At 41.5% G+C, this 24,966-nt stretch carries 31 protein-coding genes and 4 pseudogenes; 32 read left to right on the forward strand and 3 right to left on the reverse strand.

Annotated features, from left to right (window positions below):
- The first annotated feature begins 398 nt into the window (after positions 1 to 398).
- The gene (locus tag E5329_RS20330; RefSeq protein ID WP_135991193.1) at positions 399 to 1,223 is read left to right on the forward strand and encodes a CPBP family intramembrane glutamic endopeptidase; all 825 of its coding nucleotides are present in this window, start codon (positions 399 to 401) and stop codon (positions 1,221 to 1,223) included.
- A 59-nt stretch (positions 1,224 to 1,282) separates the two neighbouring features.
- On the opposite strand, the pseudogene E5329_RS20335 reads toward E5329_RS20330, so the two are convergent.
- Together E5329_RS20335 and E5329_RS20340 are read right to left on the reverse strand one after the other, a co-directional pair.
- Positions 1,283 to 2,054 (reverse strand): annotated as a pseudogene (locus tag E5329_RS20335) (helix-turn-helix domain-containing protein).
- Between the two features lie 170 nt (positions 2,055 to 2,224).
- Complete coding sequence (locus E5329_RS20340) at positions 2,225 to 2,605, reverse strand: helix-turn-helix transcriptional regulator (protein WP_135991194.1); 381 nt, start codon at positions 2,603 to 2,605, stop codon at positions 2,225 to 2,227.
- Positions 2,606 to 2,766: 161 nt separating this feature from the next.
- On the opposite strand from E5329_RS20340, the gene E5329_RS20345 reads away from it, so the two are divergent.
- The 23 genes and pseudogenes from E5329_RS20345 to E5329_RS32850 all read left to right on the forward strand — a co-directional run bounded on the left by E5329_RS20345 (position 2,767) and on the right by E5329_RS32850 (position 18,548).
- A complete protein-coding gene (locus E5329_RS20345; RefSeq protein WP_334295749.1) occupies positions 2,767 to 2,976 on the forward strand; it encodes a DNA-binding protein in 210 nt (69 codons plus the stop codon).
- Positions 2,954 to 3,544, forward strand: a complete 591-nt coding sequence (locus tag E5329_RS20350) for a LytR/AlgR family response regulator transcription factor (protein WP_330572268.1) — start codon at positions 2,954 to 2,956, stop codon at positions 3,542 to 3,544. The genes E5329_RS20345 and E5329_RS20350 overlap by 23 nt, the downstream gene beginning before the upstream one ends.
- A gap of 32 nt (positions 3,545 to 3,576) precedes the next feature.
- Positions 3,577 to 3,675: a hypothetical protein gene (locus E5329_RS32260; RefSeq protein WP_334295750.1), complete on the forward strand. Its 99-nt coding sequence runs from the start codon at positions 3,577 to 3,579 to the stop codon at positions 3,673 to 3,675.
- 636 nt (positions 3,676 to 4,311) lie between these two features.
- Entirely contained in the window at positions 4,312 to 4,962 is a 651-nt protein-coding gene (locus tag E5329_RS30875; RefSeq protein WP_275443528.1) for an ATP-binding protein, read from the forward strand.
- Between the two features lie 155 nt (positions 4,963 to 5,117).
- Positions 5,118 to 5,294, forward strand: a complete 177-nt coding sequence (locus E5329_RS29960) for a hypothetical protein (protein ID WP_168356703.1) — start codon at positions 5,118 to 5,120, stop codon at positions 5,292 to 5,294.
- A gap of 4 nt (positions 5,295 to 5,298) precedes the next feature.
- Positions 5,299 to 5,997, forward strand: a complete 699-nt coding sequence (locus tag E5329_RS20360) for an ATP-binding cassette domain-containing protein (protein WP_135991195.1) — start codon at positions 5,299 to 5,301, stop codon at positions 5,995 to 5,997.
- A 287-nt stretch (positions 5,998 to 6,284) separates the two neighbouring features.
- Entirely contained in the window at positions 6,285 to 7,211 is a 927-nt protein-coding gene (locus tag E5329_RS20365) for a hypothetical protein (protein WP_275443530.1), read from the forward strand.
- A gap of 4 nt (positions 7,212 to 7,215) precedes the next feature.
- Complete coding sequence (locus E5329_RS20370; protein WP_016289120.1) at positions 7,216 to 7,437, forward strand: hypothetical protein; 222 nt, start codon at positions 7,216 to 7,218, stop codon at positions 7,435 to 7,437.
- 18 nt (positions 7,438 to 7,455) lie between these two features.
- Positions 7,456 to 8,196, forward strand: a complete 741-nt coding sequence (locus E5329_RS20375) for an ABC transporter ATP-binding protein (RefSeq protein ID WP_135991197.1) — start codon at positions 7,456 to 7,458, stop codon at positions 8,194 to 8,196.
- Positions 8,189 to 8,884: an ABC transporter permease gene (locus tag E5329_RS20380; RefSeq protein WP_135991198.1), complete on the forward strand. Its 696-nt coding sequence runs from the start codon at positions 8,189 to 8,191 to the stop codon at positions 8,882 to 8,884. Before E5329_RS20375 ends, E5329_RS20380 begins: the two co-directional genes overlap by 8 nt.
- Before the next feature lie 561 nt (positions 8,885 to 9,445).
- Entirely contained in the window at positions 9,446 to 9,697 is a 252-nt protein-coding gene (locus E5329_RS20390; protein ID WP_135991199.1) for a helix-turn-helix domain-containing protein, read from the forward strand.
- Between the two features lie 443 nt (positions 9,698 to 10,140).
- Positions 10,141 to 10,344: an excisionase gene (locus tag E5329_RS20405; RefSeq protein WP_118349998.1), complete on the forward strand. Its 204-nt coding sequence runs from the start codon at positions 10,141 to 10,143 to the stop codon at positions 10,342 to 10,344.
- Between the two features lie 89 nt (positions 10,345 to 10,433).
- Positions 10,434 to 11,629 (forward strand): annotated as a pseudogene (locus tag E5329_RS20410) (tyrosine-type recombinase/integrase).
- Between the two features lie 373 nt (positions 11,630 to 12,002).
- Entirely contained in the window at positions 12,003 to 12,728 is a 726-nt protein-coding gene (locus tag E5329_RS20415; protein WP_135991201.1) for a LytR/AlgR family response regulator transcription factor, read from the forward strand.
- 12 nt (positions 12,729 to 12,740) lie between these two features.
- Complete coding sequence (locus E5329_RS20420) at positions 12,741 to 14,147, forward strand: sensor histidine kinase (RefSeq protein WP_275443531.1); 1,407 nt, start codon at positions 12,741 to 12,743, stop codon at positions 14,145 to 14,147.
- Entirely contained in the window at positions 14,144 to 14,653 is a 510-nt protein-coding gene (locus E5329_RS20425) for a hypothetical protein (RefSeq protein WP_275443532.1), read from the forward strand. The genes E5329_RS20420 and E5329_RS20425 overlap by 4 nt, the downstream gene beginning before the upstream one ends.
- Before the next feature lie 184 nt (positions 14,654 to 14,837).
- Positions 14,838 to 15,071 (forward strand): hypothetical protein, encoded by a 234-nt coding sequence (locus tag E5329_RS20430; protein ID WP_135991202.1) that lies wholly within the window; start codon positions 14,838 to 14,840, stop codon positions 15,069 to 15,071.
- A 333-nt stretch (positions 15,072 to 15,404) separates the two neighbouring features.
- The gene (locus E5329_RS20435; protein ID WP_135991203.1) at positions 15,405 to 16,010 is read left to right on the forward strand and encodes a hypothetical protein; all 606 of its coding nucleotides are present in this window, start codon (positions 15,405 to 15,407) and stop codon (positions 16,008 to 16,010) included.
- Positions 16,011 to 16,346: 336 nt separating this feature from the next.
- Positions 16,347 to 16,520, forward strand: coding sequence for a hypothetical protein (locus E5329_RS29965; RefSeq protein WP_168356704.1), 174 nt, complete (start codon positions 16,347 to 16,349; stop codon positions 16,518 to 16,520).
- A 71-nt stretch (positions 16,521 to 16,591) separates the two neighbouring features.
- On the forward strand, positions 16,592 to 16,756 hold the full coding sequence (locus E5329_RS20445) for a hypothetical protein (RefSeq protein WP_135991204.1): 165 nt from the start codon (positions 16,592 to 16,594) through the stop codon (positions 16,754 to 16,756).
- 26 nt (positions 16,757 to 16,782) lie between these two features.
- Positions 16,783 to 17,439 (forward strand): annotated as a pseudogene (locus E5329_RS32265) (DNA topoisomerase); the annotation flags it as partial.
- 54 nt (positions 17,440 to 17,493) lie between these two features.
- Positions 17,494 to 17,910: a DUF2500 domain-containing protein gene (locus tag E5329_RS20455; protein WP_135991205.1), complete on the forward strand. Its 417-nt coding sequence runs from the start codon at positions 17,494 to 17,496 to the stop codon at positions 17,908 to 17,910.
- A 479-nt stretch (positions 17,911 to 18,389) separates the two neighbouring features.
- A complete protein-coding gene (locus E5329_RS32850) occupies positions 18,390 to 18,548 on the forward strand; it encodes a TnpV protein (RefSeq protein ID WP_275443533.1) in 159 nt (52 codons plus the stop codon).
- A 133-nt stretch (positions 18,549 to 18,681) separates the two neighbouring features.
- On the opposite strand, the gene E5329_RS20465 is transcribed toward E5329_RS32850, so the two are convergent.
- Positions 18,682 to 19,044: a winged helix-turn-helix transcriptional regulator gene (locus E5329_RS20465; protein WP_135991206.1), complete on the reverse strand. Its 363-nt coding sequence runs from the start codon at positions 19,042 to 19,044 to the stop codon at positions 18,682 to 18,684.
- A 146-nt stretch (positions 19,045 to 19,190) separates the two neighbouring features.
- Here E5329_RS20465 and E5329_RS20470 point away from each other — a divergent pair, with 146 nt between their 5' ends.
- From E5329_RS20470 to E5329_RS32275, 8 genes and pseudogenes are all read left to right on the forward strand, one after another.
- On the forward strand, positions 19,191 to 19,709 hold the full coding sequence (locus tag E5329_RS20470; protein WP_135991207.1) for a nitroreductase family protein: 519 nt from the start codon (positions 19,191 to 19,193) through the stop codon (positions 19,707 to 19,709).
- A gap of 398 nt (positions 19,710 to 20,107) precedes the next feature.
- Positions 20,108 to 20,908 carry a MerR family transcriptional regulator gene (locus E5329_RS20480; protein ID WP_135991208.1) on the forward strand — a complete coding sequence of 267 codons (801 nt, stop codon included), beginning with the start codon at positions 20,108 to 20,110 and terminating at the stop codon, positions 20,906 to 20,908.
- Positions 20,905 to 21,720, forward strand: a complete 816-nt coding sequence (locus E5329_RS20485) for an ABC transporter ATP-binding protein (protein ID WP_135991209.1) — start codon at positions 20,905 to 20,907, stop codon at positions 21,718 to 21,720. The genes E5329_RS20480 and E5329_RS20485 overlap by 4 nt, the downstream gene beginning before the upstream one ends.
- A complete protein-coding gene (locus E5329_RS20490; RefSeq protein WP_135991210.1) occupies positions 21,717 to 22,427 on the forward strand; it encodes an ABC transporter permease in 711 nt (236 codons plus the stop codon). The genes E5329_RS20485 and E5329_RS20490 overlap by 4 nt, the downstream gene beginning before the upstream one ends.
- Before the next feature lie 128 nt (positions 22,428 to 22,555).
- On the forward strand, positions 22,556 to 23,077 hold the full coding sequence (locus E5329_RS20495) for a GNAT family N-acetyltransferase (protein WP_135991211.1): 522 nt from the start codon (positions 22,556 to 22,558) through the stop codon (positions 23,075 to 23,077).
- A 1-nt stretch (position 23,078) separates the two neighbouring features.
- Complete coding sequence (locus E5329_RS20500; RefSeq protein WP_135991212.1) at positions 23,079 to 23,633, forward strand: TetR/AcrR family transcriptional regulator; 555 nt, start codon at positions 23,079 to 23,081, stop codon at positions 23,631 to 23,633.
- A 90-nt stretch (positions 23,634 to 23,723) separates the two neighbouring features.
- A complete protein-coding gene (locus E5329_RS20505; protein WP_135991225.1) occupies positions 23,724 to 24,200 on the forward strand; it encodes an MGMT family protein in 477 nt (158 codons plus the stop codon).
- Positions 24,201 to 24,311: 111 nt separating this feature from the next.
- Positions 24,312 to 24,877, forward strand: a pseudogene (locus tag E5329_RS32275) (M20/M25/M40 family metallo-hydrolase).
- Positions 24,878 to 24,966: the final 89 nt, after the last annotated feature.

The raw sequence follows: 24,966 nt of genomic DNA on the forward strand, positions 1-24,966 counted from the left end.
TTGCCGACCTGAACGCAGACGAGCGGAACAGCCTGCTCACTGTCAGGACAGAGGACGGGAATGTATTTGAAATCGTATGCCGTCAGGTAGCGAGGAAGCAGGCCGGATGGACTACTGCAAACTGACCGTTTATAACGGGTGTGGGGCTTTCAAAAAAACGCCACCGCAGATTATATTACAGGGAACTGGCTAGAACAGGCCGGACTCTCTGCTGGGATAAAGTTACCGTAAAATGCCAGCAGGGGCAGCTTGTTATTACAAAGGACAGAACAAGAGCAGATTCAGAGGAATAACGTCTTATTGCAACTAAATGAATTTTTTGTAAAGTTTATTCCATCAGGAAAATTATTGTGGTATAATGGAGCCATTGACAAATTGGAGTTTGGGAGGTATTCATTTTGAAAAAAATCGGTATTACAATTTTAAAATCCATAGGCTTTTTTCTGGGATGGGCAATATTGGTTTCTATATTGCCGCTATCATCTTCAAAGGAACAAGCTATATGGAGATTATGGGCAGAAATTACACCTCTATTGGCAGTAGCAGCTTTTACTCTCATCTTTTGGCTTGCTGAAAAGAAAAATGTAAAGTTACATTTATTCGATAATCCAGTAAAGGGAATGGTATTGGGAGTAATCGCAGGGATTGTATGGTTAGCTATCCCTGTTTTGGTAATGTATGTAGCAAAAATTATCCATGTTGACGGAACTAACTTAATTAACCTATTCCCTGTTTGGGTGCTGGCAGTATTTCTAAATACCATTATGCAGGAACTTCTTGTTCGTGGTTATTTGTATCAAATGCTTAAGCAAAAGCACAATATAATTGTTGCTACGATTGTGACAACAATACTTTTTACAGCATTGCATGGAGGGGCGTTTGAAGCGGGTATTATTCCCGTTTTAAATGTACTTACTATGAGTTTGCTTATGATAGTAGTCCTTGAATATAGTGGCTCTATTATAGCGCCAATTATTATGCACTTTTTATGGAATGGAATTGGTGCATTAGTTTTAGGTGGTGTGTCACTTGCTGATGACTATCCAAATCTGTTTGTTACGACTTTTACTGGAAGCGATATTTTGTCCGGCGGAATTTGTAAAATTGAAGGAAGCATTATTGTTTTAATTGTCAATGTGATTTTGATTGCTTTTTTTATATTTCTATATAAAGAAAAAAATATAAGCATAGATTCCGGTTTATCGAGTCACGCTCCCAACTAAATACCACCAGCACAAAACCGCTGCTACATGGAAACATATACCATGCAACAGCGGTTTTCTTATTTCCGCTTCTTTCTCTGACCGACATAGCTTTTGAGGAATTTCGATTTTTCAAGGATATGTACAAGCTGCCGGAACTCCGCATCAGACAGCTTGCTATAATTGATACCCAGCCGCTTGCAGTAAAGCGCAGACTGTTTTTCAAGGAGGCTTCCCCTGAAATTTGCAACATCCTCCAAATCCTGCTTCAATTCTTCTGCAATGGTAGTAGGCGGTGCGCTTTCACTTTCAGACTTGTGTACAGCACGGATATCACAGATGATTACACTTATATCGTCCTGTATCATGTGGCCGAAATATTTGTCATCCACAATGTGTGCAGCCTGTAAAATCCGGAGGTGCGGGTCATCTTCCCCCAGAGCGGTAGCGTTCTATAATTTCGTGCCGGACGGTTTCGACAAGGGATTTGAGGTTTTGAATCTGCATGGAGGCAATCCCATCCACATATACCTCAATATCAGCCAAAAACTTTATAAAATCCTTGTGAGTGGCAAGTTCACACAGCAGGCGGTTGTTGAACCGGCCGCTTTTCAGAAGCGCAACCATTTCATCACTCAAATGTAGTTCTGCTAAAGGTGTGTTGGCATGCTCTCTGTTTTCTGTCCAGCATAACAGATAATCAATGGACACCCCATAAAAATCTGCCAGCGTGATAAGGTTGCCATGATTGATTTCTTTATTATCTTTGGATTCATAGCTGGCAAGGGCAGACTTTGAAATCTGCGTCAGTCGTGCCAGTTCTTCCAGATTCAGCCCTTAGTCCTTGCGCAAATCTCAAAGGCGTTCCTGTATGGTAGTCGCTCCTTTCATGGGCGCCGCTCCTCGTTCTCATAGAGGGTTTGGGACACTTCCCAACAAGCCATTTCTGACCGACCGGGCGGGCAGAAATACGGAAAATGGTACTCTTTTCCTATGCTTGCTACGAAAGTTCTTCCTACTACCTACAACACCGAAAAAACCGAAAATGACGGACTTTCACAAAAGAAAAACGCTGCGATCTCCCGCGCCGTGGAGGTGACTATCCGTATTCCCGTATCGCTCATATCGTCCAGCAGCGCGTCAAGCTGCCGCCGCTGGGTATTCTTCCCGGCGGGCTGCTCCAAAAGGAATTGGTCTACCGAAATATTGTAACGCAGCATAAGCTCAAAAAATATTTGTAAACTGGGGTGCTGCCCCATATTCTCAATATTTGCAAGGTAGCGCGGCGAGATATACATTTCGTCGCATACCTTTTTCCGGCTCTCCTTGCGCCCTTTCCGGGCTGTCTTGATTGCTTCCCCAAAAGCCTTAAAGTCATATCGTGGTACTGGTCTTTTTGCCATATTCATTCACCCTATTACATTTTACTGTTCACCTTTCTTTTTGAATATGTCTACACTGTTCTATCAGTTATCCAAAATAATTCCAAACTTAACAAAAAGTATCTTGAAGTTATTCGGCTGGACGCATATAATTATACTGATAGAGATTAGAGAAAGGGTGAATGAAGATGTTAGAGTATATTTCTGCCCCGGAAGCAACGAAGAAATGGGGCATTTCAGAAAGACGGGTGCAAAAGCTATGTGTGGAAAACCGCATACCGGGTGTGGCAAAATTCAGCTGCTTGTGGCTGATACCAAGGGACGCTGAAAAGCCCGCTGACGGAAGATACAAGAAACGGGGTGAACGCATTGGTACGGATAGCGATATGTGACGACGATAAGGAAGCTGTCAAATCTCATGGGGATATTGTGAAAAACTGTCTGCACTCTTGCGGAATAGGTTATGAGATTTCAACTTATACACAAAGCAGCAATCTTTTTTTTGATATTACAGACGACCATTTTTTCTATGATTTGATTTTGCTTGATATAGAAATGCCCGGAATGACAGGCATGGAATTATCTGAAAAGATCAAACCTCATTTACCAAATGTAAAGATTATTTTTATCACGTCGCATATCGAATATGCGATTGACGCTTTTGAACTTTCTATTTTCCGTTATGTGCCAAAAAGTGACCTAACTAATCGGCTGGTGTCCGCTGTGGTAGACGCTGCAAAACTGATTGAGTTAGAGGGTGGCAAGGAGTATATCATACAAACTGCCGGGCGCATGGAAAAAATACCGTACAAAGACATTTTCTATATCCAGCGGGACGGTGGAAAAAATTCTATGATATGTTCGCGTTTGGGAATATCGAAAGTTAGAAAAAGTTTGCAACAGGTTTTTGATGAACTGCAAGCACAGGAATTTATTTTCATTGACCGGGTTATATCGTGAATATCATACAGATTATGAAAATCAGTGACAGCATGGCATATCTCAAAAATGGTGAAACGCTTCCAATCAGCCGTTCCCATTTGCAGGAAGTGAAAAAACAGGTAAACAGGTTTTGGGGGGCGCATATATGATGACTTGGTATCAGATACTTTCATTCTTTTTTACAAATGGATTGCGGATATTTTTAGGGCTGTATCTTGTTATAACATTGCAGTAATTAGCTGGAAACAGGAAAAAAGCAAGCGTCATTTCTGTATGTGCAGCAGCCTTTATTACCGTGCTGTCCTGTTTCCCCATTCAACAATTTTATCTGACGGGTAATAGAAATAATTTTTGTAATACTGATTGCATATTATCTATACGCGGCACAGCCCAGGGTGAGCCTGCTTCTCATTTTCTTTTATGAAATAGCGGTTGCTTTGTGGGAATTTATTCTATCGGCTGGGCTGGGGGTTATCTTTCAATCAGACCGTTTTCTTGATATGCGGTCAAATGGATATATAGCGGCAGTTTGGATTGTCCGGCTTTTTATGCTGGGAATTGCCTTTCTTACTGTGAAATCGCATAAAAGAAATGAAAATCTATCACCACGGGTAATAGCCGGAGTTGCAATAGCCGGTTTGCTGGGAGCCGTTCTTTTATCCGGGCAGAATACCATACCCATAAGTGACGATAGGCTGACAACTTGGATTATCTTCTCAATGCTAATTCTTGTAGCAATCTTATTTTTCAACCTTAACCGCCAATATGAAATGGAAAAAAAGATCATGCTGCTTGAAAAAGAAAAAAATGCGTTATTGGAGCATGACTATCAGACCCTTAAAAATGTTTATGCCGCTAACGCAAAATTGTTCCATGACTTCCAAAATCATATTGATGTAGTGTATCACTATCTGTTAAAGAACCATACAACGGAAGCCGCCCATTACATTGAAAATCTGCGTTCTCCAATACGGGAAATTACACAGACAGCATGGGTGGGCGACGAAGCCGTAGACTATCTAATCAACAGCAAGATTGCCCTTGCTGCTTCCCAAAATATACAGGTAGGTACAAACATTGAATTTCCACGCCGCACCAATATACAAAGTGTTGACTTAGTTGCGATTTTAGGTAATCTTTTGGATAATGCCCTTGAAGCGATAGAAAATGAGGAAGATAGATTTCGCTTTGTCAATTTAACAATCCGCCGCATAAATGATATGCTGGTTATCAAGGTGGAAAACGGGTGCAGTGCTGCACCTACCGAAATGAACGGAAGTTTGCAGACTTCCAAAGCAGATAAAACTTTGCATGGCTGGGGACTTCAAAGCGTCCGTGCCGCTGCTGAACGCTATGACGGGACTATCGAAACAGAATACAGCGATCAGATATTCCGCGCTGTTGTCACATTATCTTTTGAAGCAGTAAAGGCATAATCAATCTATCGGGAAAGCAGACCGTCCATGCTGGCGGTCTGTTTTTTCATGGACAAAAACCTACCGATTATGGACAAAGCGGAAGAAATGTCGCTTTTGCAGTATGCTATGACTGTAACAGAAACTTACACACAAAACGAAATGGAGGTTATCTTATGCGTCATTTTTATTTTCGATTGATTTTGGGTATTGTCTGGCTGGCTGCTGCGGTTGTTAGTGCCGTGAAAGCAAATATTTCATTTGCCGCCCTGTATGCCTCGCTGGGTATCGTATTTCTATGGTCTGCTTATTCAATTTGGAAAAAGGAAAAGGACAAAGACAAGCGGGGGTAACATAATGAACAACGGGAAAATGCTTGTCCTTAATGATTTGAATGTGTGGTATACGCCGGGGAAACCTGTTCTTGAAAAATTATCTATGGAGCTGGGAACGAATGAAGTGATAGGACTGATTGGATTGAACGGGGCGGGCAAGACCACTTTTATCAAAACGCTTTCCGGGCTGCTTAACACTTTTCATGTGAAAGCTGCTTGGTGGCAGGGAAAACCGCTTCTATTCCGTGACCGGGAATTTAAGAAAGAACGGTATGTTGTTTTTGCCGAAGATCATTCATTTCAGTTTTTTACGTTCCGCGAGTATGCTTCCTATGTGGCAGCGTCTTACGGCAGGAAGTTATCGGATATTGATGAATTGATATATGGTTTTCACTTTGAAGAATACACTGATGTTTTGCTGAAAGAACTGTCAACGGGCAATCTGAAAAAGGCTTATTTAATTACAGCTTTTGCTTTGAAGCCCATACTGCTCATACTGGACGAGCCTGTGAACGGACTTGATTTTCAGAGTACCGAATACCTGTACCAGCAGATCAGCAGCTATCGGCAATACGGAACAATCCTTTTTTCGTCCCATATTCTTGAAAGTATCTGCCTTACGTCCGACCGGGTAGCGGTATTGGAACAGGGGCAGATAAAAAGGAGTTTTGACGGACAGGAAATCAAAGCAGAGAAAATACGGGAGGTATTATCAGAATGATTATTTTTCAAAACCTCGGGGAACAGCTTTTCGGCGCAAAGTATGAACGTGCTGTAAAAAGCCTTATTGCTTGCATTATCCTGTTTCTTGCTATCCATACCGCAGGAATTGAAATAGAGATTGCACCATCAATTCTCTTGTTGACAGCTACGGCTTTTTCAATGGGTATCATGTGGCAAATCCTTAATTCTTCGGGAAATGCAGACCGTATGACCGGGCTGTTTATGCTGCCATTTCGGAACAGGGAAATGACATTTTCTCTTGTTCTGGCATTTACAAGCTATACGTTGATTACTAAAACATTCCTTGTGCTGGCTTTGTTCTTTGCCGTACATGAATGGAGTGTACTGCAAATTGCTGTGTCTTTGCTCTGTGCCTGTAATAGCTGTTTTTCGGCTGCTGCATGGTATACCATGAAAAAGAGAAAAATGTTTCTGCCTGTTTTCATTTTATGGGGTGAAGCAATTTTCACGCCAATATTCATTGTGCGGGAAACGGTGATTATTTGTTTTATTGCGTTTACAAGTATGCTCATTTCATTTTTAAGGTTACTGAAAGTAGACGCTTACGTTTTCTATCACCCAGTATCAGCAAAACTTCTAATCAAACACACAAAAGGGACAGGAAGCATATTTTTATATTTGCTGCGCTATCTGATAACAAACAAAAACTATCTTTTGAATACTGCCGGATTATGCGTAATCGCTGGTGTTATGCCATTCATATTAGGGCAATTTGAGGGAATAAATGTTATGCCACTGGGGTTTGCCGTTCTATGCCTAAATACCTCAATCTGTATATTGCTTTCCTGTGACCCCGGTTTAGAGCAGGCAGTCCGAACACTACCGGGACAGGCAAAACGCTTTTGCACGAATTATTGTTTTTTTATCTTTTCTGTCAATATGGCGGTAAACAGCGTGTATCTGATTAGCTGGCAAATAGGCAAAAGCGGCGTAAATAGTACAGAAATCATTACTGCGCTTATAATCGCGCTGCAAAGTGCTGTTTTGTCTGTCCTGTTGGAGTGGTTTTGTCCCGTCCGTAACTGGAAGATTGAAAATGATTTATGGCACCACCCGCGAAAGTATATTGTACCGTTGATTATGTTTTTGGTTGCAGGGCTTATCGGTATGTGGTCTATAAATATATGGGTATTGCTCTGCATTGTCATAGCTGAAGTTTTAAGCTTATCACTTGTCGTAAGGAGGATATAATACCATGAAAAATACAAAACGCTGTCCTAAATGCAGCTCACAAAATATTGTTCGTGTTCCCGATAACCAAAACCGACATGCCAGCGGGAACAATATTTATACTTCGACCTTTACATTGATGAAAAAAATCCCGGTTATACGCTATGTCTGCTGTGATTGCGGATATGTGGAAAATTGGGTGGAAGCACAAAGAGAACGTGACGAGATCAAGCGCACATTTGGATAATGAAAGGAGGGCTGCGAAATGGAAAACATTATCCTGCAAACACACGGAATATCCGTGAAATACGGTGATTTCCTTGCTCTTGATGATGTAAGCATTAGTCTCAAAAATAAGCATATATACGGCTTTATCGGTGAGAACGGCGCAGGTAAGACCACACTAATGAAAGTGCTGACAGGGCTGCTTTATCCGACAAACGGTGATTTTTCGCTGTTCGGGAAGAATAAACCGTGTGATATTCTGAAAATGCGCCGACATATCGGCAGTACCATTGAAGCTCCTGCCCTTTATCCGGAATACTCTGCTTACCGTAATCTTGAATTGCAGCGTATCCTTATCGGTAATCCCGACAAGGAAATATGTGATAAGCTGCTTGGAATGGTGGGGCTGACCGAGGTTAAGGATAAGAAAGTAGGAAAATTCTCTATGGGCATGAAGCAAAGACTTAGCATAGCAATGGCTCTTGTCGGTAAGCCGAGGCTGCTTATACTTGACGAGCCGATAAACGGTCTTGATCCTAAAAACATATCCGAACTGCGCAGCTTGCTCAAAAGGCTGAATGAGGAAAATGACGTGACACTGTTCCTGTCAAGTCATATCCTTAACGAACTTTATCTGCTCGCCACTGATTATTATATTATCCATAAGGGGAGGATAATTAAGTCGATCACCCATGATGAACTTGACAAAAAACTTTCCGTTACGGGGCAAAGCCTTGAAGAATACTTCCTTAGCATTACGGGAGGTGACAGCAATGTATAATCAGCTAATCATTGAAAAATACAAAGCGAAAAGATTTATTATCATGTATCTTGCGGCGATTGTTCTTGCAGCAGCAGGATTTTTCCTTGGACTTCTTAAACTCCCGGAAAATCTTGATACAGCAACAGTGTTTTCTCTTTCGATTTGCGATACATCTTTTATGTTTATCATTTCACTTGTTGCAGCTTGGTTTGCTGGAAATGATTTTCTAAACCGAACGATACATAATGAGATAAAGGTAGGGTACAGCCGTTTTTCAGTATTTATTGCAAGAACTATTACTACCGTTATCATGGCAGTGCTGCTTCATTTAACCTATGTTTTTGCAACAGTTATTGGATTTGCTGTTAAGTACAGGTTTGACACCAGTATATTTTCTGTAACGGATTTTGTTTGGCTGCTGGTTGTCATATTGCAGATATGTGCTAACATCTGTATCGTTATGTTTATTGTCTTTGCCCTCAGAAAAGTTACATCGGGAATAGCTGTAACAGTTGTGTTCAGCTTTGTGTCCTGCAATATCCTTAGAAACTTCATCAGCGAGAGTGTTTTCCGGCTGACATGTTTTAGCCTTGCACAAACGAGCGATAACAGAACACTTGCATTATCGGCGGTGTTTGCAGCAGCGGTGATCGTTATTTCACTGACAGCAACACACTTAGTTTTCAGAAAAGCCGAGATAAAATAAGGATTTCAGCAATGACACTACTGTTATTTTCTTGATTATATCGGAGCATAGTCCATATTGAAAAATTATTAAATCTGCCGCACGACGGCAAAAGAAAAAAAGCCGTTGTACAGCAGAGATATTTTTACACGCCCATTTTAACACGGCGGCTTTTGAGAGATCAAAGCCGCCGTTTCTTTTTATCTTCTCAAGGAATGACGCGGTTTCACTGTTAAAAGCGGCGGCTAAAGGAGGTAGCCGCCATGAAGCACATACCGTATCGACAAAATCCGACGGTCATTGACATATCAAAAAAAGCCCGTCCACCGCCGGGGAAAATTCTACCCATGAATATGAACTGTTTAATCAACTGAATACTGCTTACAATTCCTTTGCGCTCGTCTGCATTTTACAGACGGGCGCATTTTGTATTTTCTCAAAAATTTTTTTGAGAAATTTCCCGAAACCAACGTCCAATTTTAATTTTTATGGTTTGAGGGTTTACGAAAGGGGACATCAGAAAACAGACCCGCCGGACAAGATCAATGAAGCTGTTAAAACGCTATTTGGAGGAACACGCCTATGATTACAAAGGTTAGTAACAATGAAAACGCTGAAAGCGGCTTACTGCCTTATCCGGTAATCATAGCCGCGACAAAGGGCGACCCGGAAGCTATGGCGATTGTCGTCAAGCGCTACGAAAGCTACATAGCGTCCCTGTCTATGCGAAAGTTCCGCGACGAGCGCGGCAATACCTATTGGGGCATAGACGAGGACATACGCGACCGTTTACGGTCACGGCTTATACGGGCTGTCCTTTCATTCGAGGTTTAAGCTGATTTAGGACAGGCAGCGAACCCCTTTCCGCTACCCGCCCCGGCAGAACCTTTCCAGCACCTTGACAAAGAAAGCGGCGCAAGATAACGGCGGCGCAGCATAGGGCAGATCGGATATGTCCCTTTTGCGCCGAGCCATACGGCGGGTGCGCCATGACGCTATCCCGGCGGGGTTTTCTTTTCCCCGTCGGGACAGCCGAGCGACCAACACCGCGCCGGGGAGCAAGTTTAGCAGCTTGCGGGCGACAACAGCGCAGAATATATAATGATACTCCCTTACCGCCACAGTCCGAGCGTTCAAAGCGTCGCAGGCAATGGGTAGGGCTGCATGAGAACCATGCAGGGGTGAAACTCCCGTGAGGTTACGCTATTAACCGTCCGATTACAGTCCCTTTTTTCACCATTAACCTTTTACCCATTTTTGAAAGGGGGATTTATAGAATGAACAATGCTGATGTGCCTATTTGGGAAAAGTACACGCTTACCATTGAGGAAGCGTCAAAATATTTCCGCATTGGGGAAAACAAGCTGCGGAAACTTGCGGAGGAAAACCCTACGGCGGGCTGGATATTCTTGAACGGCAACCGTATTCAAATCAAGAGGAAACAGTTTGAAAAGATCATTGACACACTGGACGCAATTTAGCGAAAAAGATAGTTAAAAGGAGCCTTGAATGTGCTATAATAGGTTTAGGCATATCAAGGCTCTTTCCGACACGGAAAGGAGCAAAAACAATGTCGGAGAAAAGACGTGACAATAGAAACCGCATTTTGCGTTCGGGAGAGAGCCAGAGAAAAGACGGGAGATATGCTTACAAATATACCGATACTTTTGGTAAAGTGCAATTTGTCTATGCGTGGAAGTTAGTGCCTACGGACAAGACCCCAGCCGGGAAGCGTGACGACATATCCCTAAGAGAAAAGGAAAAAGAGATACAGAAAGACCTTGACGACGGGATAGACACAATCGGAAAGAAAATGACCGTCTGCGAGCTTTACGCGAAGCAGAACCGCCACCGGGGGAACGTAAGACATAACGCCACAAAGGGGCGCGAACGGCTGATGAAACTGCTGGAAGCGGATAAACTTGGTTCCTGCCCCATTGACAGTGTGAAGCTGTCCGACGCGAAAGAATGGGCGCTGCGCATGAAAGAAAAGGGAATATCCTACAAGACCATAAGCAATGACAAGCGTTCTCTGAAAGCTGCTTTTTACACAGCGATACAGGACGACTGTATAAGGAAGAACCCCTTTGACTTCCAGCTAAACACCGTAATCGAGGACGACACAGAGCCGAAAGTACCCCTCACAGGAGAACAGGAAGAAAGCCTTTTATCCTTTATGCAAAGTGATAGCGTCTATCAGAAATACCGTGACGAGGTTATCATACTGCTGGGGACGGGGCTTAGGATTTCCGAACTCTGCGGGCTGACTGAAACCGACCTTGACTTTGAAAACCGGGTAATCAATGTAGACCACCAGCTTTTACGGAGCGCGGAAACAGGCTACTACATAGAGAAGCCAAAAACACAGAGCGGTATCAGACAAATTCCAATGAGTGAAAAAGTGTATGAAGCGTTGGGGCGCGTGTTGGAGAACCGCAAGGGAACGAAGCAGATCACCATTGACGGGTGCGGCAATTTCCTTTTCCTCAACCGGGACGGTTGCCCGAAAACGAATGTGAACTATGCTACCATGTTCCGGGGCTTGCGAAGAAGTACAACAAGTGCCATGAGGAAGCCTTACCCAAAGTAATGACACCCCACACCCTGCGCCATACGTTCTGCACCAACTTAGCCAATGCGGGCATGAACCCGAAAGCGTTACAGTATATCATGGGACATTCCAACATCACCATGACGCTGAACTATTACGCACACGCAACATTCGCTTCCGCAAAGGCTGAAATGGAAAGGCTGATTGCAGCATAGCCGCAGACGGATTTACTACTTCTTTTACTACCACCCAGAGGGAAGACCTAAGAAGTTATAAGGGTATATAAGAACTTCTCCCCATATCTAAAATGCCGGGAAAGCCCGGAAATACGGGCTATACCGACATATAAGAACTTCTAAAGAGATAATCTAAATTCACCATAAATTTTAAACCCAAAAGATAGAATGAATGAGTGGGATTTTGGTAAAATCGGCATTTCCATGATGTATTTTGAGGAAAATAATACCACAAAAGACACATTATTTGATTTTCAGTCCAGTTGTGTTGTCAAAACGTGTTTTCGTGCAATCGATATTAGACAAAATTTCATTTTTTCCGATATTTTAAGTGAGAGCCAAAGGAGGGCATATGATAAAAATTGCAGTATGTGATGATGAAAAGAACATAAGAAGTTACCTTACTTCGCTTATCAGAGAGCAGAATACAGAATGTAAAATTACGGCGTATGCTTCCGCAGATGAATACCTGTCAAGCGGCATGGGGCATGATTTACTGTTCTTGGATATAGAGTTAGAGGGTTCTGCGTCCGGCATGGACGGTAACGCCATAAATGGTATGGGAATGGCAAGGCAGATTAGGGGCATGGAGCAGATAAAACAGCCCGTAATCATTTTTGTTACGGGCTATGAAAAGTATGTCTATGACGCTTTTGAAGTGGAAGCGTTGGGGTATCTGGTAAAGCCTGTGAATGAACAGAAATTTGCAGAGGTTTTCAGCCGGGCGCAGGATAAGATTTTATCTGAAACGGAGCAGAAAAAGAAAACCCTGCATATCCAGTACGCCGGGGCAAACAAAGCCATACCGTTAGACCATATTTATTACATGGAAAGCCAGAAACACAAGGTAGTGCTTTATACCAAAGACGGGGAACTGGAATATTATGCAAAAATCGGGGAGCTTGAAGAAGAATTGCAGGGGCAATTCTGCCGCATACACAAAGGCTATCTTGTCAATCTTTTCTGTGTGGACGAATACAGCAGAACAGAAATAATGCTTACAAATGGGGATAAGCTGCCTCTTTCCAAATATAAGTATGGGGACTTTGTAAAAGCATATCTGCGTTTTATGCAGTAGGAGGAATAAATATTGGATGAAGCGGGTTTTAATTTGATTATGAATATCATGTCAAGCATTCAGGTGTTTTTATATGCTGCCTGTATGACGGCTTTTTTCTATCCATTTATGGCAGGGAGAAAAGAACCCGGGAAAAGCAGGATTAAAAAGGTTCTTATGGTTTTTGCAGTTTATATGGTTATGTATTTTATTGGAATGACAACGTCTGTTTATGGTTGGCTTTGCATGATGGCGGTGATTGTCCTCTTGGCAGCGGCTTCAAAGTTTTTGGATATGGAGAGGGAATTTACGATGCTTTTGGGCGTACTTTTCTTTTGTGCCAGAAAATTAAGTGCGCTGGTTATGAGAAGCGTAAGCTTTGTTGTAGACAAACGCCTTGAACAGAAAGCGGAAACCTTGGAAATGACTAAAAGCATTTTCAGCCGTGCGGCATCAAACTATGCTTTTGTTGCGGTGTTACAAATGCTCCTGCTCTCGGTTATGTTGTGCGTCATGGGTCGGCTGTTGAAGAAAAAAATAAGAAAGCTGCATATAAAGGAATTGTGCTACCTGCTTTTAATACCGATAACCGGAATTTTATTTGTAAATATTATTTTTAACATTTTACTAATCGTGAATGAAAATCTGGTGTTTCAGCTTTATGAACAGTTCCCGGTATTTCTTGGGATTGTGCCTGTGGTTGCAGCCCTGTTCTATGCAGGGATTTTGATTACAATCGTGTTCTATCAGAAAATGATAGGCTTGCAGGAAGAAAAGGAAAAATATTTCGTGGAACAGCAGCAGGTTCACGCAATACAGGAACGAATGGAGGAAGTGGAGCAGTTTTATCATGGCATATGCCAGATGAAGCATGAAATGAAGAACCATATGACGAATATCAAAGGGCTTGTCAGAAATGGCAGCTATGGGGATATAGAGCAGTATATAGACCATATGGACGAAAGCATGAATGTTTTTGAGCTTACCATTAAAACGGGAAATACCGTTGCGGACGTGATTGTAAATGACAAGCAGAAAGCCGCAGAGAAACAGGGAATACAGTTTCAGTCGGAGTTTTCCTATCCAAAATCAGACGGCTATAATGCGTATGACATAGGGGTTATTATTAACAATCTTCTGCAAAACGCCCTTGAAGCCTGTGAAAAAATGGCAGAGGGGAAAAGATACATTTATCTTTCCGGCAGGCAGAAGAAAAAATTTTATCTGATAAATGTAAAAAATTCATTTGAGGGGGAGGTGACATTTGATACAAAAACCAATCTTCCACTTTCCACTAAAGGAGAGGATATATCTCTGCACGGCATTGGATTATCCAATGTAAAACGTGAAGTAGATAAATACATGGGAGATGTGGATATTAGGACAAGGAAAAACGAATTTAGCGTAACCGTGTTGTTACAGGAAAGGAGAAAGAAATGAGTGTTTTAGGACTAAATGGAGCTTTGGCGGGGGCATACCAATATGCAAGCAGGACGCAAAAAACAAGCGCAGGCGGAACAAGTTTTACGGAGCATTTGCAAAAAACAGGGGAAGCAGCAGAAAAGCGAAAACAGGCGGCAGAGACATCTGTTTCCGAAGACACAAGGCAGAATGCCAATGTGCAGGATATTTATGAGGCGCTTAAATCAACAAATCCATTAATGGAGCAGGAGAATAGTGACGTATCAGATGAGGGATTGGAGCAGGTAGATCAACAAGAATCTGAATCAAAGACAGATATTATTGTTAAGCCAGATGGTTCAAGGGTGCTTGTAATGACAATGAGTATCGGAGGAATGGAAACTACCATGAGTTTGGAAATTTCTAAGCCAACAGAAGCGCCTAATGAAAATTCAAAGCATGATACAGATAATAATATGATTTCTGATGATGCTGAAATGGAGGAGGTATCGGATGAAATGTCGAATATTTCAACTGAGGCATAGAAAATGTGCATAATTTTAAGAGTATTGGTATGGCTGCATGATGAAATAAACTGCCCGGACTTGAAAGGCTATATGGAATGGCAGAAGTTTTTTGGGCTTCTGGATAAGTAAACTGCCCGGACTTATCATAAGGGGGCATAGGCGGTTCTGATTGGCGGTAAGGTTGTGTTAGGAGAGTATGGAAATGAAAAAGGGTTTTGCAGCGTTATCATCAGTTTTGGCAGTAGGAATATTTTTGTTTACTTGTCAAACAGGGAAAGCAAATGCTGATATGGGAATTGACGAGAATGTATATGCCATTGAAGAATCTTGTTTAGGCAGTGGCATGAAGTTGACGAAACAGAAAGAAAGTCTTGCAATACATACATTGGAGGAAATGATAATATCCGTGGAGCAGGACTTACGAGTATCCAAATGAGATGGGAAGTGAAAAAAGCAAGAAAATAATAAATGAAAAGTCCATGAATGAGTTGTTACAAACGTATAGTAATGCAGATAATCAGATAGCAGAAAGGAATTTATCAACTTTCATGCAGATAAGGGCTTCTCTGATGGTTCGATGCGCTTAAGGACAATAAGGAAATAGTATATATTCCGGAGGGTGTACTGCGAATGTACGAAAGCGTACAAAGAAAATTACCGATGGAGTGTCGCACATAGGGAATCAGTCATGACATTAAAAATCCTATAGAGGGATTTGAAGCATGGAAAAGAAAATGCGGGTAACAGGAGTATTGAGGAAGCAATCGTGATGCTTAAGCGTACTGGGGAAGCGGTCTTTGTTGATGAAGCAAATATAGAAAAGTTGGCGGCTCTGAATTATTCAGATAGGGAAGCGACAGACTTATCGGATGCGGAAATCAATTCATTTTTTGAGAACCGCATAAGGACGATAAAACAGAGGCTGGATGAAAGCATCAATTTTAATTATACGGAAAGTGAAAAAGAGAGGTTTACGAAGAAAGCAGAGGAACTTACCGGATTAAGGGTAGGTTTTGCGGAAGGATGGAAGAATTTGAACCGTGACATGGGCAGCTTTCTGCCTCTTAGCTTAATCATGATATCCATTATTATTATGCCGCTTTTTGCTGACGATGCACAGACTAAGATGAAGGAACTCAGCCAGTCCACAAAAAATGGGAAAAGGAGGCTTGATTTTGCGAGGATTATCACGGCTTTTGGAGTGGGGAGCGTATTATATTTTGCAGCAGTCATGTTCTATTTTTTTGTGAAAATGACTCCGTTTGGCTTTTTGGGAGGTGGTGAGTATAAACAGAGCAGCGAAGATACTTTTTTTCTGTATTCCATATTACATATGCAAAGCAGTTTGTTCGGAATTGTGGCCGTGGTTATATAGCCCTTATTTTTGTGGTTTCCATGACAATCCTGATTTCGGTTTTGCTGGAGAGGATCATGATGTCTGTTTATTGGGGCGAGGTCGTTATTAAAAATAATGAGGACGCTAAATGGGTGGTTATGGAATATCCTTTTTCACAAAAAAGTATGAATTCTTAGTGAGCAAAGGACTTTGCAACGTGTCAGTAGTTAATAAATTTCACGACTTGTATAACAAGCAGAGCAACAAACGAAGAACTCTGTTATTTGGAGAATATAATCGGTATTTCGCATGGTAACTTCCAGTCTGTCGGACAATTACCTAATAGGAATGAAGTTTAAAAAGGAGTGTGATTGTATGAAAAAGATATTGTTGATACTATCAATCGTCTTTATCCCACTGACATTTGTTGGTGCTATCTATGTTCTAACATCTAACGGAACAGCAAATGCTGGATATGCAGTAATTCCTATGGTGATTGCTTTGGCTTGTTTGGCGAGTTACAGAACATACAAGGATAAAGACAAGTAAGATAATTCCAGTTTATCGAAACAACCATTACCAGTCTATGCGCTCTATTTTTATGTAAAGGAGCAAAGAATATGGCAGAAACCAAAAACGTGCAACAGCCCCACAGTTTCAAGAGAAAGTTGGAGAATACCACTTACACCGTCAAAGTGCATTTCAGCAAAGACACTGACAAAACCTTTAAGGACAGAGTAGAAAATCTGATTATCAATGAATGCCTTGAAAAAAATCAGAAATAATCCACGTCAACACTTTACAACTCTTATCAGAAGACAGCTTATTATCCGCTATGGAACGTGCCGGCTCAGAGGATATGGGAGATGATGTAGAGCGCAAGGGACTTGGCGCACCTGCGACAAGGGCGGACGTGATCGAGAAGTTAGTCAAGGACGGTTTTGTGAAGCGTGGGAAAAAGCAGATGATCCCCACAGAGGACGGAGTAAAGCTCATTACCGTACTTCCTGATATGGTTAAATCCCCGAAACTTACCGCCGATTGGGAAAATGCCCGAAGTGCGGCGGTGATAAGGAAATTCGGTGCTTACTGCAAAAATAAGTGCGGCATGAACGTATCACGAGCAATGGGAGCAGCGCTTACCGACAGCCAAATAAAAAGTATGCTGGAGGGGAAAAAGACTCTTGTAAAAGGCTTGAAGGGGAAGAAAGGCAGTTATGATGCGTATCTTATCCCGGAGGGGATTGAAGATTATTCCTATACCAAAGACGGGAAGGAGATCAAAGTCACACAGTATAAGGTAAAGCTGGAATTTCCAAAAAGAAAAATAACAGAAATTGCATTAAGTGGGGCATATGGAAAAATCTGTATGCTCTTAGCGAAAGGGAACTTTAGAACGAGAGCATACAACAAAACAAGGCGAAGCAGAGGGAGGAAGAAATTTAATGAAAATATGATAGAAATATGAGGATGACTATGGTATTCTATTAGTGATACAAATCATAATTGGCGGGAGGTTAAAATGGGATTTAGATATAGTGGATTTAGATATAGTGGATTTGATGTAGGGTTTAGTGTATTTGGTATAATGTTTATCCTTGTATTTATAGTTATTATTGGAATCTTCGTTGTAACTATAGTAAAAGGCATAAGCACTTGGAATAAAAATAATAATTCTCCACGCTTAACAGTAGTAGCAGAAGTTGTGTCAAAAAGGATAGATGTCCCGCATCATAGACATGCAAACGCCGGAGATTTGACTGGTGCACATGGATACCATACCACTTTTTCTACTTGGTATTATGTGACTTTTCAGGTTGACAGTGGAGATAGAATGGAATTATCTGTTTCAGGTTCTGAGTATGGAATGTTAGTTGATGGAGATAGGGGAAAACTATCTTTTCAGGGAACGAGATATTTATCTTTTGAGCGTTGTTAATTCTATTTTATGAACTGAGTAAGTCATGCTAATGCATGTTAGATACCCATTATCACAATCACAACTGAATAAGTAACACAGCGTCAGAGCGTATAGAAACAATCAAAAGTCTATGCGCTCTGTTTTTTCGTAAAGGCGGTTTAGGATTTTATTAGAATTATGTGTGTGAGTATGATAAATTATGTTGACTCTCACGTTGCGTGATAATGTATACTTATTAAAGGGAATGAGATTAGCTAGCAAATTCTATGTATCCCTTTATTGGAGTAAGGAGTTGAAAATTCATAATGGAGTAATCCATATGAAAGGTACTTGAGAAATAAGAGCAAGTACCTTTTTTGTATATAAATTATGGGAAGGAGCAGACAAAAATTGAATAAAGTTTACCGTCACTGGTGGCAATGGTTCCTTATTTATGCCCAAAGACCGGATGCCACAGCTTGTGCGTCCATAGAGATATGGAATGAAAAAATGCACTGTTGGGTAAACCGGGGCGCAAAGGGGCGTATGACAGGGAGAACGCCAGAAATGCAGAAATTGACGAGGAAAGCAATGAGATGATGGACAGGCTTGTAAAACGGATGGCAGAAAGCGAGGGCATAACAGAGCAGTTAAAATCTGATGAATGGCTGTGCTGACTTCAAAAGATGAACAGCATCAGAGGCAGGGCGAAAGGCGAACTGCTTCCCGTTTTGGTAACGCCCATGTATATTTTATCATAGTGACAGGGTTTTGCAAGAGAGCTGAGAAGATAGGGGCGCTTCGGCGCTCCTATTTTTTGTTTTGGGAAGGGCAGCATACAGGCTGTATGTCCAATCCGTCTAAATATGCTGTTCCCCAATCGCACATGACGTTCAGCACAGGTATTATACTTTTTCCGAAGGCGGTAAGCGAATAGATGGTTTTAGGCGGCTTTTCTGGAATCACTTCTCTGTTAATCATGCCGCAGTCTTCTAAATCATGGAGTTGACCAGAGAGCATTTTAGGGGTTGCTGTTGGGATAAGGCGCTGCAGTTCCATATAGTGTAATGGCTGTGACTTTAAATGCCACAATACCAGAGGTTTATACTTTCCGCCAATCAGAGACAGAGTAGCTTCTACGGGGCAGTTAAATTGTTTTTGTTCCATTTTCATTTTGGTTCTCCTAACTGCAAGGGTGCTATCATTTTTGAAAGTATCTATCAAAAAAGTGCCCTCTTGCGGAAGTGTATTTCAGCGTTACAATAGAGTTGTCAGTTGGTTTGGCATACTAAATATAACATAAGAAAGGATTTGATGCTATGGATTTTATAAACATTGCAAAACAGCGTTTCTCTGTACGCAGCTACACAGATCAGACAGTGGAAAAGGAAAAACTGGATAAAATTCTGGAAGCTGCCCATGTAGCTCCAACCGCCGCAAATCTCCAGCCTGTGCATCTGATTGTGGTGCAAAGCGAAGAAGGACTTGCAAAAATAGGACAGGGGGCAAACCTTTATGGTGCGCCGCTGGCAATTATCGTCTGCGCTGACCATGAAAAAGCCTGGGTGCGTCCGTTTGATAAGAAGCAGACCGGTGATATTGATACCTCCATTCTGACAGACCACATGATGCTTCAGGCTACGGAGTTGGGACTTGGCTCTGTATGGATTTGCTATTTTAAGCCGGATGTTATCAGCAGGGAATTTGGCCTTCCTGACAATCTGGAACCCGTCAATATCCTTGCAGTTGGCTATTCGGACGAAGAAGCCGCTGATCCGAAACGCCATTCAAAGATGCGTATTCCTGTAAGCCAGTTGGTATCCTACGAAAATCTGTAATGAGAGCGATTGCAAACATTTGAATATGGAGCCGATACTTTATTTGATAAGGTATTGGCTCTTTTCCTAGTTTGTACAATCGGTGAAGATAAAGCGTGAGGGAAGCAGATTATGAAGCGGTTCCTGTCTGTATCTTGGAGAAGGAGATATGTCCATTCATACAATGGATAACTGTGCTTCCAAAATGGCATTTCCGCTAAAGCATTACCGGGGAAATTCCGTTGTTATCAATTTGGAACTGGTATCAGAATATCCACCGCAGACATTGGCGGAGTGGAAATTCGTACCAGGCTTATTATTGACGAGGAAACAAAGTGGATTGCGGAGCGGATTTTTCAGAAAGGCTTGCTTGTGACGCAGCGTAATGATTTATAATAGATCACAGGAGGTGAAAGATTATGGCAAAACACAGAGCAATACCGCCTGGTTTTTTGACAGTTGGAGAGGTGGCAAAGAAAACAGGAGTTACTGTCCGTACATTACAATACTATGATAAAGAGGGCTTGCTCTCCCCATCAGCAGAAAGCGAAGGTGGGCGCAGACTTTATACAGATAAAGATGTAGTTACGCTTCATCAGATTATATCCTTAAAATCATTAGGGTTTTCTTTGGATGATATAAAGCAGCGCCTAATTTCTTTAGAAACACCGGCGGATGTTGCAAAGGCGCTTACGGAACAGGCTGACGACATACGGGGAAAAATCCAGCAGTTAACAGCTTCTTTGACAGCAATCGAACAGTTAAAAGCAGAAGTGCTGCAAATGCAGACAGTCAGCTTTAAGAAGTATGCAGATATTATTGTCAATCTACAAATGAAAAATGACTCTTACTATCTCATTAAACGTTTCGATGATGAAACCCTTGACCATATCCGTAATCAGTTTGATAAAGAAAGCGGCTTAAACTTTATGGACAGATTTAACTGTTTGAGTGATGAAATTGTTCAACTTCAAAAGGAAAGCGCGCCCCCTGAAAGTGAAAAATGCCAGCAGGTTGTAAAAGAATATTGGGATTTGATTATGGAATTTACGAACGGCGATATGAGTATGCTGCCGAAATTGATGGAAGTGGGCAATATTGGTACTGCTGCAAATGCCTGGGAAGAAAGACAGAAAATCGTAAACGACTATTTAGAGCCAGCTTTGCAAATCTACTTCTCAAAACTCGGCTTAAATCCCTTCGAGGAGGTAAAACGATGAATCGTGCAATAAAAGTTTGTGGATTAAAGAAAAGCTATGGCGGCCATACTGTTCTCAATGGACTTGATTTTCAAATCGAAAAGGGAGAAATTTTTGCCCTGCTGGGTGTGAATGGCGCAGGAAAAACCACATCTCTTGAATGCATTGAGGGCCTGCGAAAATATGACGGCGGCACAATTATTGTAAACGGGAAAATGGGTATTCAGCTGCAGTCATCATCTTTGCCTGCTCATATCAAACCGATGGAGGCTGTAAAGTTATTTGCAAAATGGAATAGGGAAAAGATTGATTACACTATGCTCGATGCTCTCGGTATGAAAGAAATTAAAAAGAAACAGTATATCCAGTTATCCACAGGGCAAAAAAGACGGTTGCATCTCGCCCTTGCACTTATTGGTAATCCAGATATTATTTTTCTTGATGAGCCGACTGCGGGTCTTGATGTGGAGGGCAGGCTTTCCCTCCATGAGCAAATCCAAAAGCTCAAATCAAGGGGAAAAACGATTGTTTTGGCAAGTCACGATATGGCGGAAGTAGAAACCTTATGCGATCGTATTGCCATTTTGAATCACGGAAATATTGTTTTTTGCGGTACAGCATCGGAACTGACAGACAAGGTTAGAAAAAAATATTTTATTCATATCAAAACGCAGCAAGGGGACAGCACTTTTGAAACGGACAATATTGAAGATACTTTGATTACCCTGCTAGGTGAGTTGAAACAAAAGGAAATTTCTGTATTAGATATTAAAGTTGATCGTGGCACGCTGGAACAGCATTTCATGGAAATAGCAAGGAGGAAAGCGGAATGAGTGGTTTTTTATATGGTGTAGCATTACAATGGAAATTGGATATACGAAGTAAATCTCTGTTAGTTACTTGTTATATTATTCCGCTTATTTTTTTTCTCCTTATGGGCGGTATCTTTACATCTGTTATGCCTGAAATGAGAAATACTCTCATACAATCTATGATTGTGATGGGCGTGTCAATGGGGGCGTTTATCGGATTGCCGCCATCGTTGATTGAAACTTATGGAAGCGATATAAAAAAAGTTTATAAAGCAAACGGAGTACCGCTCTGTTTAGGTCTTATTACGATGTTTCTTTCCGCATTTTTCCATTTGATGATTACCTGTGTTGTGATAGTGCTGCTTGCGCCCGTCCTGTTTGAAGCAACTTTGCCGGCACAACTTCCGAGCTTCTTTTTTGCATTTGCCATATACATTATTGTGTCGTTAAGCATTGGAAGTATTTTGGGGCTGATGATAAAAAATCAAGCGAAACTAACGATGATAGCACAGTTAATTTTTTTGCCCTCAATTATGCTTTCGGGAATTATGTTCCCCATGGACTTGCTGCCCGATTTTCTTGAAACAACAGGACGTATGTTCCCCGCTTCCTGGGGATACCGATTGATGTTGGATCATGGCTTTTGCCTTGAAAATTTATGGTATTTAATCCTTGTCTTTTTTGTGGCGGTAATTATATGCGGGATACTTTTGAAGAAACTTTCTTAAAATTAGAATTCGCTTTCAATTCTCTTAAGAAACATGGAAAAGACGGATTAATTTTAGATTGACAAAAGCGACAATGGTGTCGTATAATAAAAAAGACAATAATGTCGCTTTTGAAGGAGGAATTGAAAATGAAAGATTTTAAATTAAGGGCATGGAAAACAGAAGATGCGGAATCATTAGCGCAAGCAGCAAATAATCCGAATATAGCAAAAAATTTACGAAACGTATTTCCCAGTCCATACACGTTAGAAGATGCGGTTTGGTTTATTAATGACAGCATTGCCAATGCAAAAAAGAATCCAATTAATTATGCCATTGTGGTTGATGGACATGCTGCAGGCGGTATAGGAATATCTGTAAAAGACGATGTATATGAAAAGTCTGGGGAGCTGGGCTATTGGCTTGAGGAAGATTTTTGGCATAAGGGTATTATGTCAGGAGCGGTGCAGATGATTTGTAAAGAAGCCTTTGAAAGATTAGATATTGTCCGTATATTCGCTGAACCATTTGCAGACAATGCAGGTTCAAGGGGCGTTCTTGAAAAGGCAGGGTTTACCTATGAGGGAACTATGCGAAACGGAGTATTTAAAAATGGGGAAATTCATTCTTATTGCATGTATTCCATTTTGCGGGAGGAAGTAAACAGCTGATATGGGAAATAAGGGAGAAAAAACAAAAGAGAAAATTCGTCAGGCGGCATATCAGTTATTTGCCCAAAAAGGCTTTAAAGAGGTAACGATGACTGATATCTGCGAAAAAACTGGACTGAGCAGGGGCGGACTTTACCGTTATTATTCGGGAACAGGGCAGATTTTTTCTGAAATTTTATCGGAGGAATATGTGATAGCAGACCGCATAGAAAAACAGGAAAGTGCAAAAATAATTTTAGAAGATATGCTGGAAGCGATAAGGCGTGAGATCATGGATAAAGAATTGTCTTTGAGCCTTGCAATCTATGAATACGCAAATCTTGGGAATGAGGAATTCTTTACGAACATCAATGACAGGGCAAAGAAGCGATGGATAAGTCTGCTTCATTATGGAATAGAAACAAGAGAGTTTAAAGATGTTGATACAGAGCAGATTTCCGATTTGATTTTGTATTATTATCAAGGTCTGCGAATGTGGTCGAGAGTCATTTCATTTGAGGAACAGGTTGCGGAACATTATGTAAAAATTATCAAACAACTGTTGTTAGAGGAATGATCGAAAAGTTTAAAATATTGTAATTTTTTCAAAATGTTTCATTGCATGGAATCTTTTTTACGGTTATGATTTTATGAGGAGGTGTGCATGATGGCAAATGAAGATAAAAAGGATTTTAACGCTATGCTGGCTGACAGTAAGGACATGTCAAAATTTCAGACGATTACAGATGAAAAGAGCATAGAAAAGTACGGTGGAGACAGAATGTATTTTGCACCGCCTATGGATTATGACAGAGTGATGCGGCTTGTACCTTATGGCAAATTGCTTACGGTTGGTGCAATCAGAGATTATTTTGCTGACATAAACGGGGCGGATTTTACAGAGCCGATTACGGCAGGAATATTTGTTTCGATTGTTGCATGGGCCAGTTATCAGCGTAAGGAGGATAAAACGCCTTATTGGAGAACGCTGAAAGCCAATGGGGAATTAAATGCAAAGTATCCAGGGGGCGTGGAAGTGCAGAAAGAAATGCTTGAAAAAGAAGGGCATATCATTATTCAAAAAGGCAGAAAGAATATCAAATACTATGTGAAAGATTATGAAAGCGACCTGTTTTCATTATAAGAATTAGTCATTTTCAGTTTAGAAAATTGAAAATGACTATGTTTTTGCGTATCATTGAGAAGAAATATCAGATCGAGAGTGATTTCGTCCTCTGCTTAAGGAGGTGCAATGATGGATTTTTATGAACGGGCTCTGGAATTGCGTGAGGAAACAGTCTCCTATCGCCGCTGGCTGCACAGCAATGCGGAGGTGGGCCTGCATATGCCCAAAGGACAAGCCTACGTCATGGAACAGCTGAAAAAATATGGCCTGGAGCCCCATACCTGCGGCCACGATTTCCATGCAGCCATGCTGCTTACAGCGGCAAAGATGCTGAAAGAGGTTGTCCCAAAGACAGTGGAGACGTTCGGAGGCTCAGCGGAGATCGAGATGATTTCTGAGGTGCCCCGCTGGTCTGTGATTCTGCCATGACAGATAAGATGGTGGGCTATATGAAAGAACTGCCGATTCCCGGTCTGACTCCTGTTCCTGACACCTCGGCCAGCGCTTCTGAGGATTTTGCATCTATTGCAGAGAAAATGCCCAGCGTATACATGTATCTTTCGGCGGGATATATGGATGAGCGGGGCGACGCACCTGCTCACAATCCAAAGGTTCGGTTCAATGAAGACGTCTGCCCAATCGGCTCCGCTTGTTTGGCCCATTGCGCGGTTCGCTGGCTGCAAGAGCAAGCGTAATGATTTCAAGTATTGCACTGGCGGTTAAAAACATCGATATTTAACCGCCAGGTCATTCAGTCATTTTTTTGTATTTAGTTGACAAAATC

The sequence above is a fragment of the Petralouisia muris genome, assembly GCF_004793545.1.
Taxonomy (GTDB): domain Bacteria; phylum Bacillota; class Clostridia; order Lachnospirales; family Lachnospiraceae; genus Petralouisia; species Petralouisia muris.

Bases quoted from the DNA above. Each gene is read 5' to 3' on its own strand.
- E5329_RS20340 (WP_135991194.1), bottom strand. From the start codon at position 2,605: ATGGCAAAAAGACCAGTACCACGATATGACTTTAAGGCTTTTGGGGAA.
- E5329_RS20345 (WP_334295749.1), top strand. From the start codon at position 2,767: ATGAAGATGTTAGAGTATATTTCTGCCCCGGAAGCAACGAAGAAATGG.
- E5329_RS32260 (WP_334295750.1), top strand. From the start codon at position 3,577: ATGGCATATCTCAAAAATGGTGAAACGCTTCCAATCAGCCGTTCCCAT.
- E5329_RS30875 (WP_275443528.1), top strand. From the start codon at position 4,312: ATGCTGCTTGAAAAAGAAAAAAATGCGTTATTGGAGCATGACTATCAG.
- E5329_RS29960 (WP_168356703.1), top strand. From the start codon at position 5,118: ATGCGTCATTTTTATTTTCGATTGATTTTGGGTATTGTCTGGCTGGCT.
- E5329_RS20360 (WP_135991195.1), top strand. From the start codon at position 5,299: ATGAACAACGGGAAAATGCTTGTCCTTAATGATTTGAATGTGTGGTAT.
- E5329_RS20370 (WP_016289120.1), top strand. From the start codon at position 7,216: ATGAAAAATACAAAACGCTGTCCTAAATGCAGCTCACAAAATATTGTT.
- E5329_RS20375 (WP_135991197.1), top strand. From the start codon at position 7,456: ATGGAAAACATTATCCTGCAAACACACGGAATATCCGTGAAATACGGT.
- E5329_RS20380 (WP_135991198.1), top strand. From the start codon at position 8,189: ATGTATAATCAGCTAATCATTGAAAAATACAAAGCGAAAAGATTTATT.
- E5329_RS20390 (WP_135991199.1), top strand. From the start codon at position 9,446: ATGATTACAAAGGTTAGTAACAATGAAAACGCTGAAAGCGGCTTACTG.
- E5329_RS20405 (WP_118349998.1), top strand. From the start codon at position 10,141: ATGAACAATGCTGATGTGCCTATTTGGGAAAAGTACACGCTTACCATT.
- E5329_RS20415 (WP_135991201.1), top strand. From the start codon at position 12,003: ATGATAAAAATTGCAGTATGTGATGATGAAAAGAACATAAGAAGTTAC.
- E5329_RS20425 (WP_275443532.1), top strand. From the start codon at position 14,144: ATGAGTGTTTTAGGACTAAATGGAGCTTTGGCGGGGGCATACCAATAT.
- E5329_RS20430 (WP_135991202.1), top strand. From the start codon at position 14,838: ATGAAAAAGGGTTTTGCAGCGTTATCATCAGTTTTGGCAGTAGGAATA.
- E5329_RS20435 (WP_135991203.1), top strand. From the start codon at position 15,405: ATGCTTAAGCGTACTGGGGAAGCGGTCTTTGTTGATGAAGCAAATATA.
- E5329_RS29965 (WP_168356704.1), top strand. From the start codon at position 16,347: ATGAAAAAGATATTGTTGATACTATCAATCGTCTTTATCCCACTGACA.
- E5329_RS20445 (WP_135991204.1), top strand. From the start codon at position 16,592: ATGGCAGAAACCAAAAACGTGCAACAGCCCCACAGTTTCAAGAGAAAG.
- E5329_RS20455 (WP_135991205.1), top strand. From the start codon at position 17,494: ATGGGATTTAGATATAGTGGATTTAGATATAGTGGATTTGATGTAGGG.
- E5329_RS20465 (WP_135991206.1), bottom strand. From the start codon at position 19,044: ATGAAAATGGAACAAAAACAATTTAACTGCCCCGTAGAAGCTACTCTG.
- E5329_RS20470 (WP_135991207.1), top strand. From the start codon at position 19,191: ATGGATTTTATAAACATTGCAAAACAGCGTTTCTCTGTACGCAGCTAC.
- E5329_RS20480 (WP_135991208.1), top strand. From the start codon at position 20,108: ATGGCAAAACACAGAGCAATACCGCCTGGTTTTTTGACAGTTGGAGAG.
- E5329_RS20485 (WP_135991209.1), top strand. From the start codon at position 20,905: ATGAATCGTGCAATAAAAGTTTGTGGATTAAAGAAAAGCTATGGCGGC.
- E5329_RS20490 (WP_135991210.1), top strand. From the start codon at position 21,717: ATGAGTGGTTTTTTATATGGTGTAGCATTACAATGGAAATTGGATATA.
- E5329_RS20495 (WP_135991211.1), top strand. From the start codon at position 22,556: ATGAAAGATTTTAAATTAAGGGCATGGAAAACAGAAGATGCGGAATCA.
- E5329_RS20500 (WP_135991212.1), top strand. From the start codon at position 23,079: ATGGGAAATAAGGGAGAAAAAACAAAAGAGAAAATTCGTCAGGCGGCA.
- E5329_RS20505 (WP_135991225.1), top strand. From the start codon at position 23,724: ATGGCAAATGAAGATAAAAAGGATTTTAACGCTATGCTGGCTGACAGT.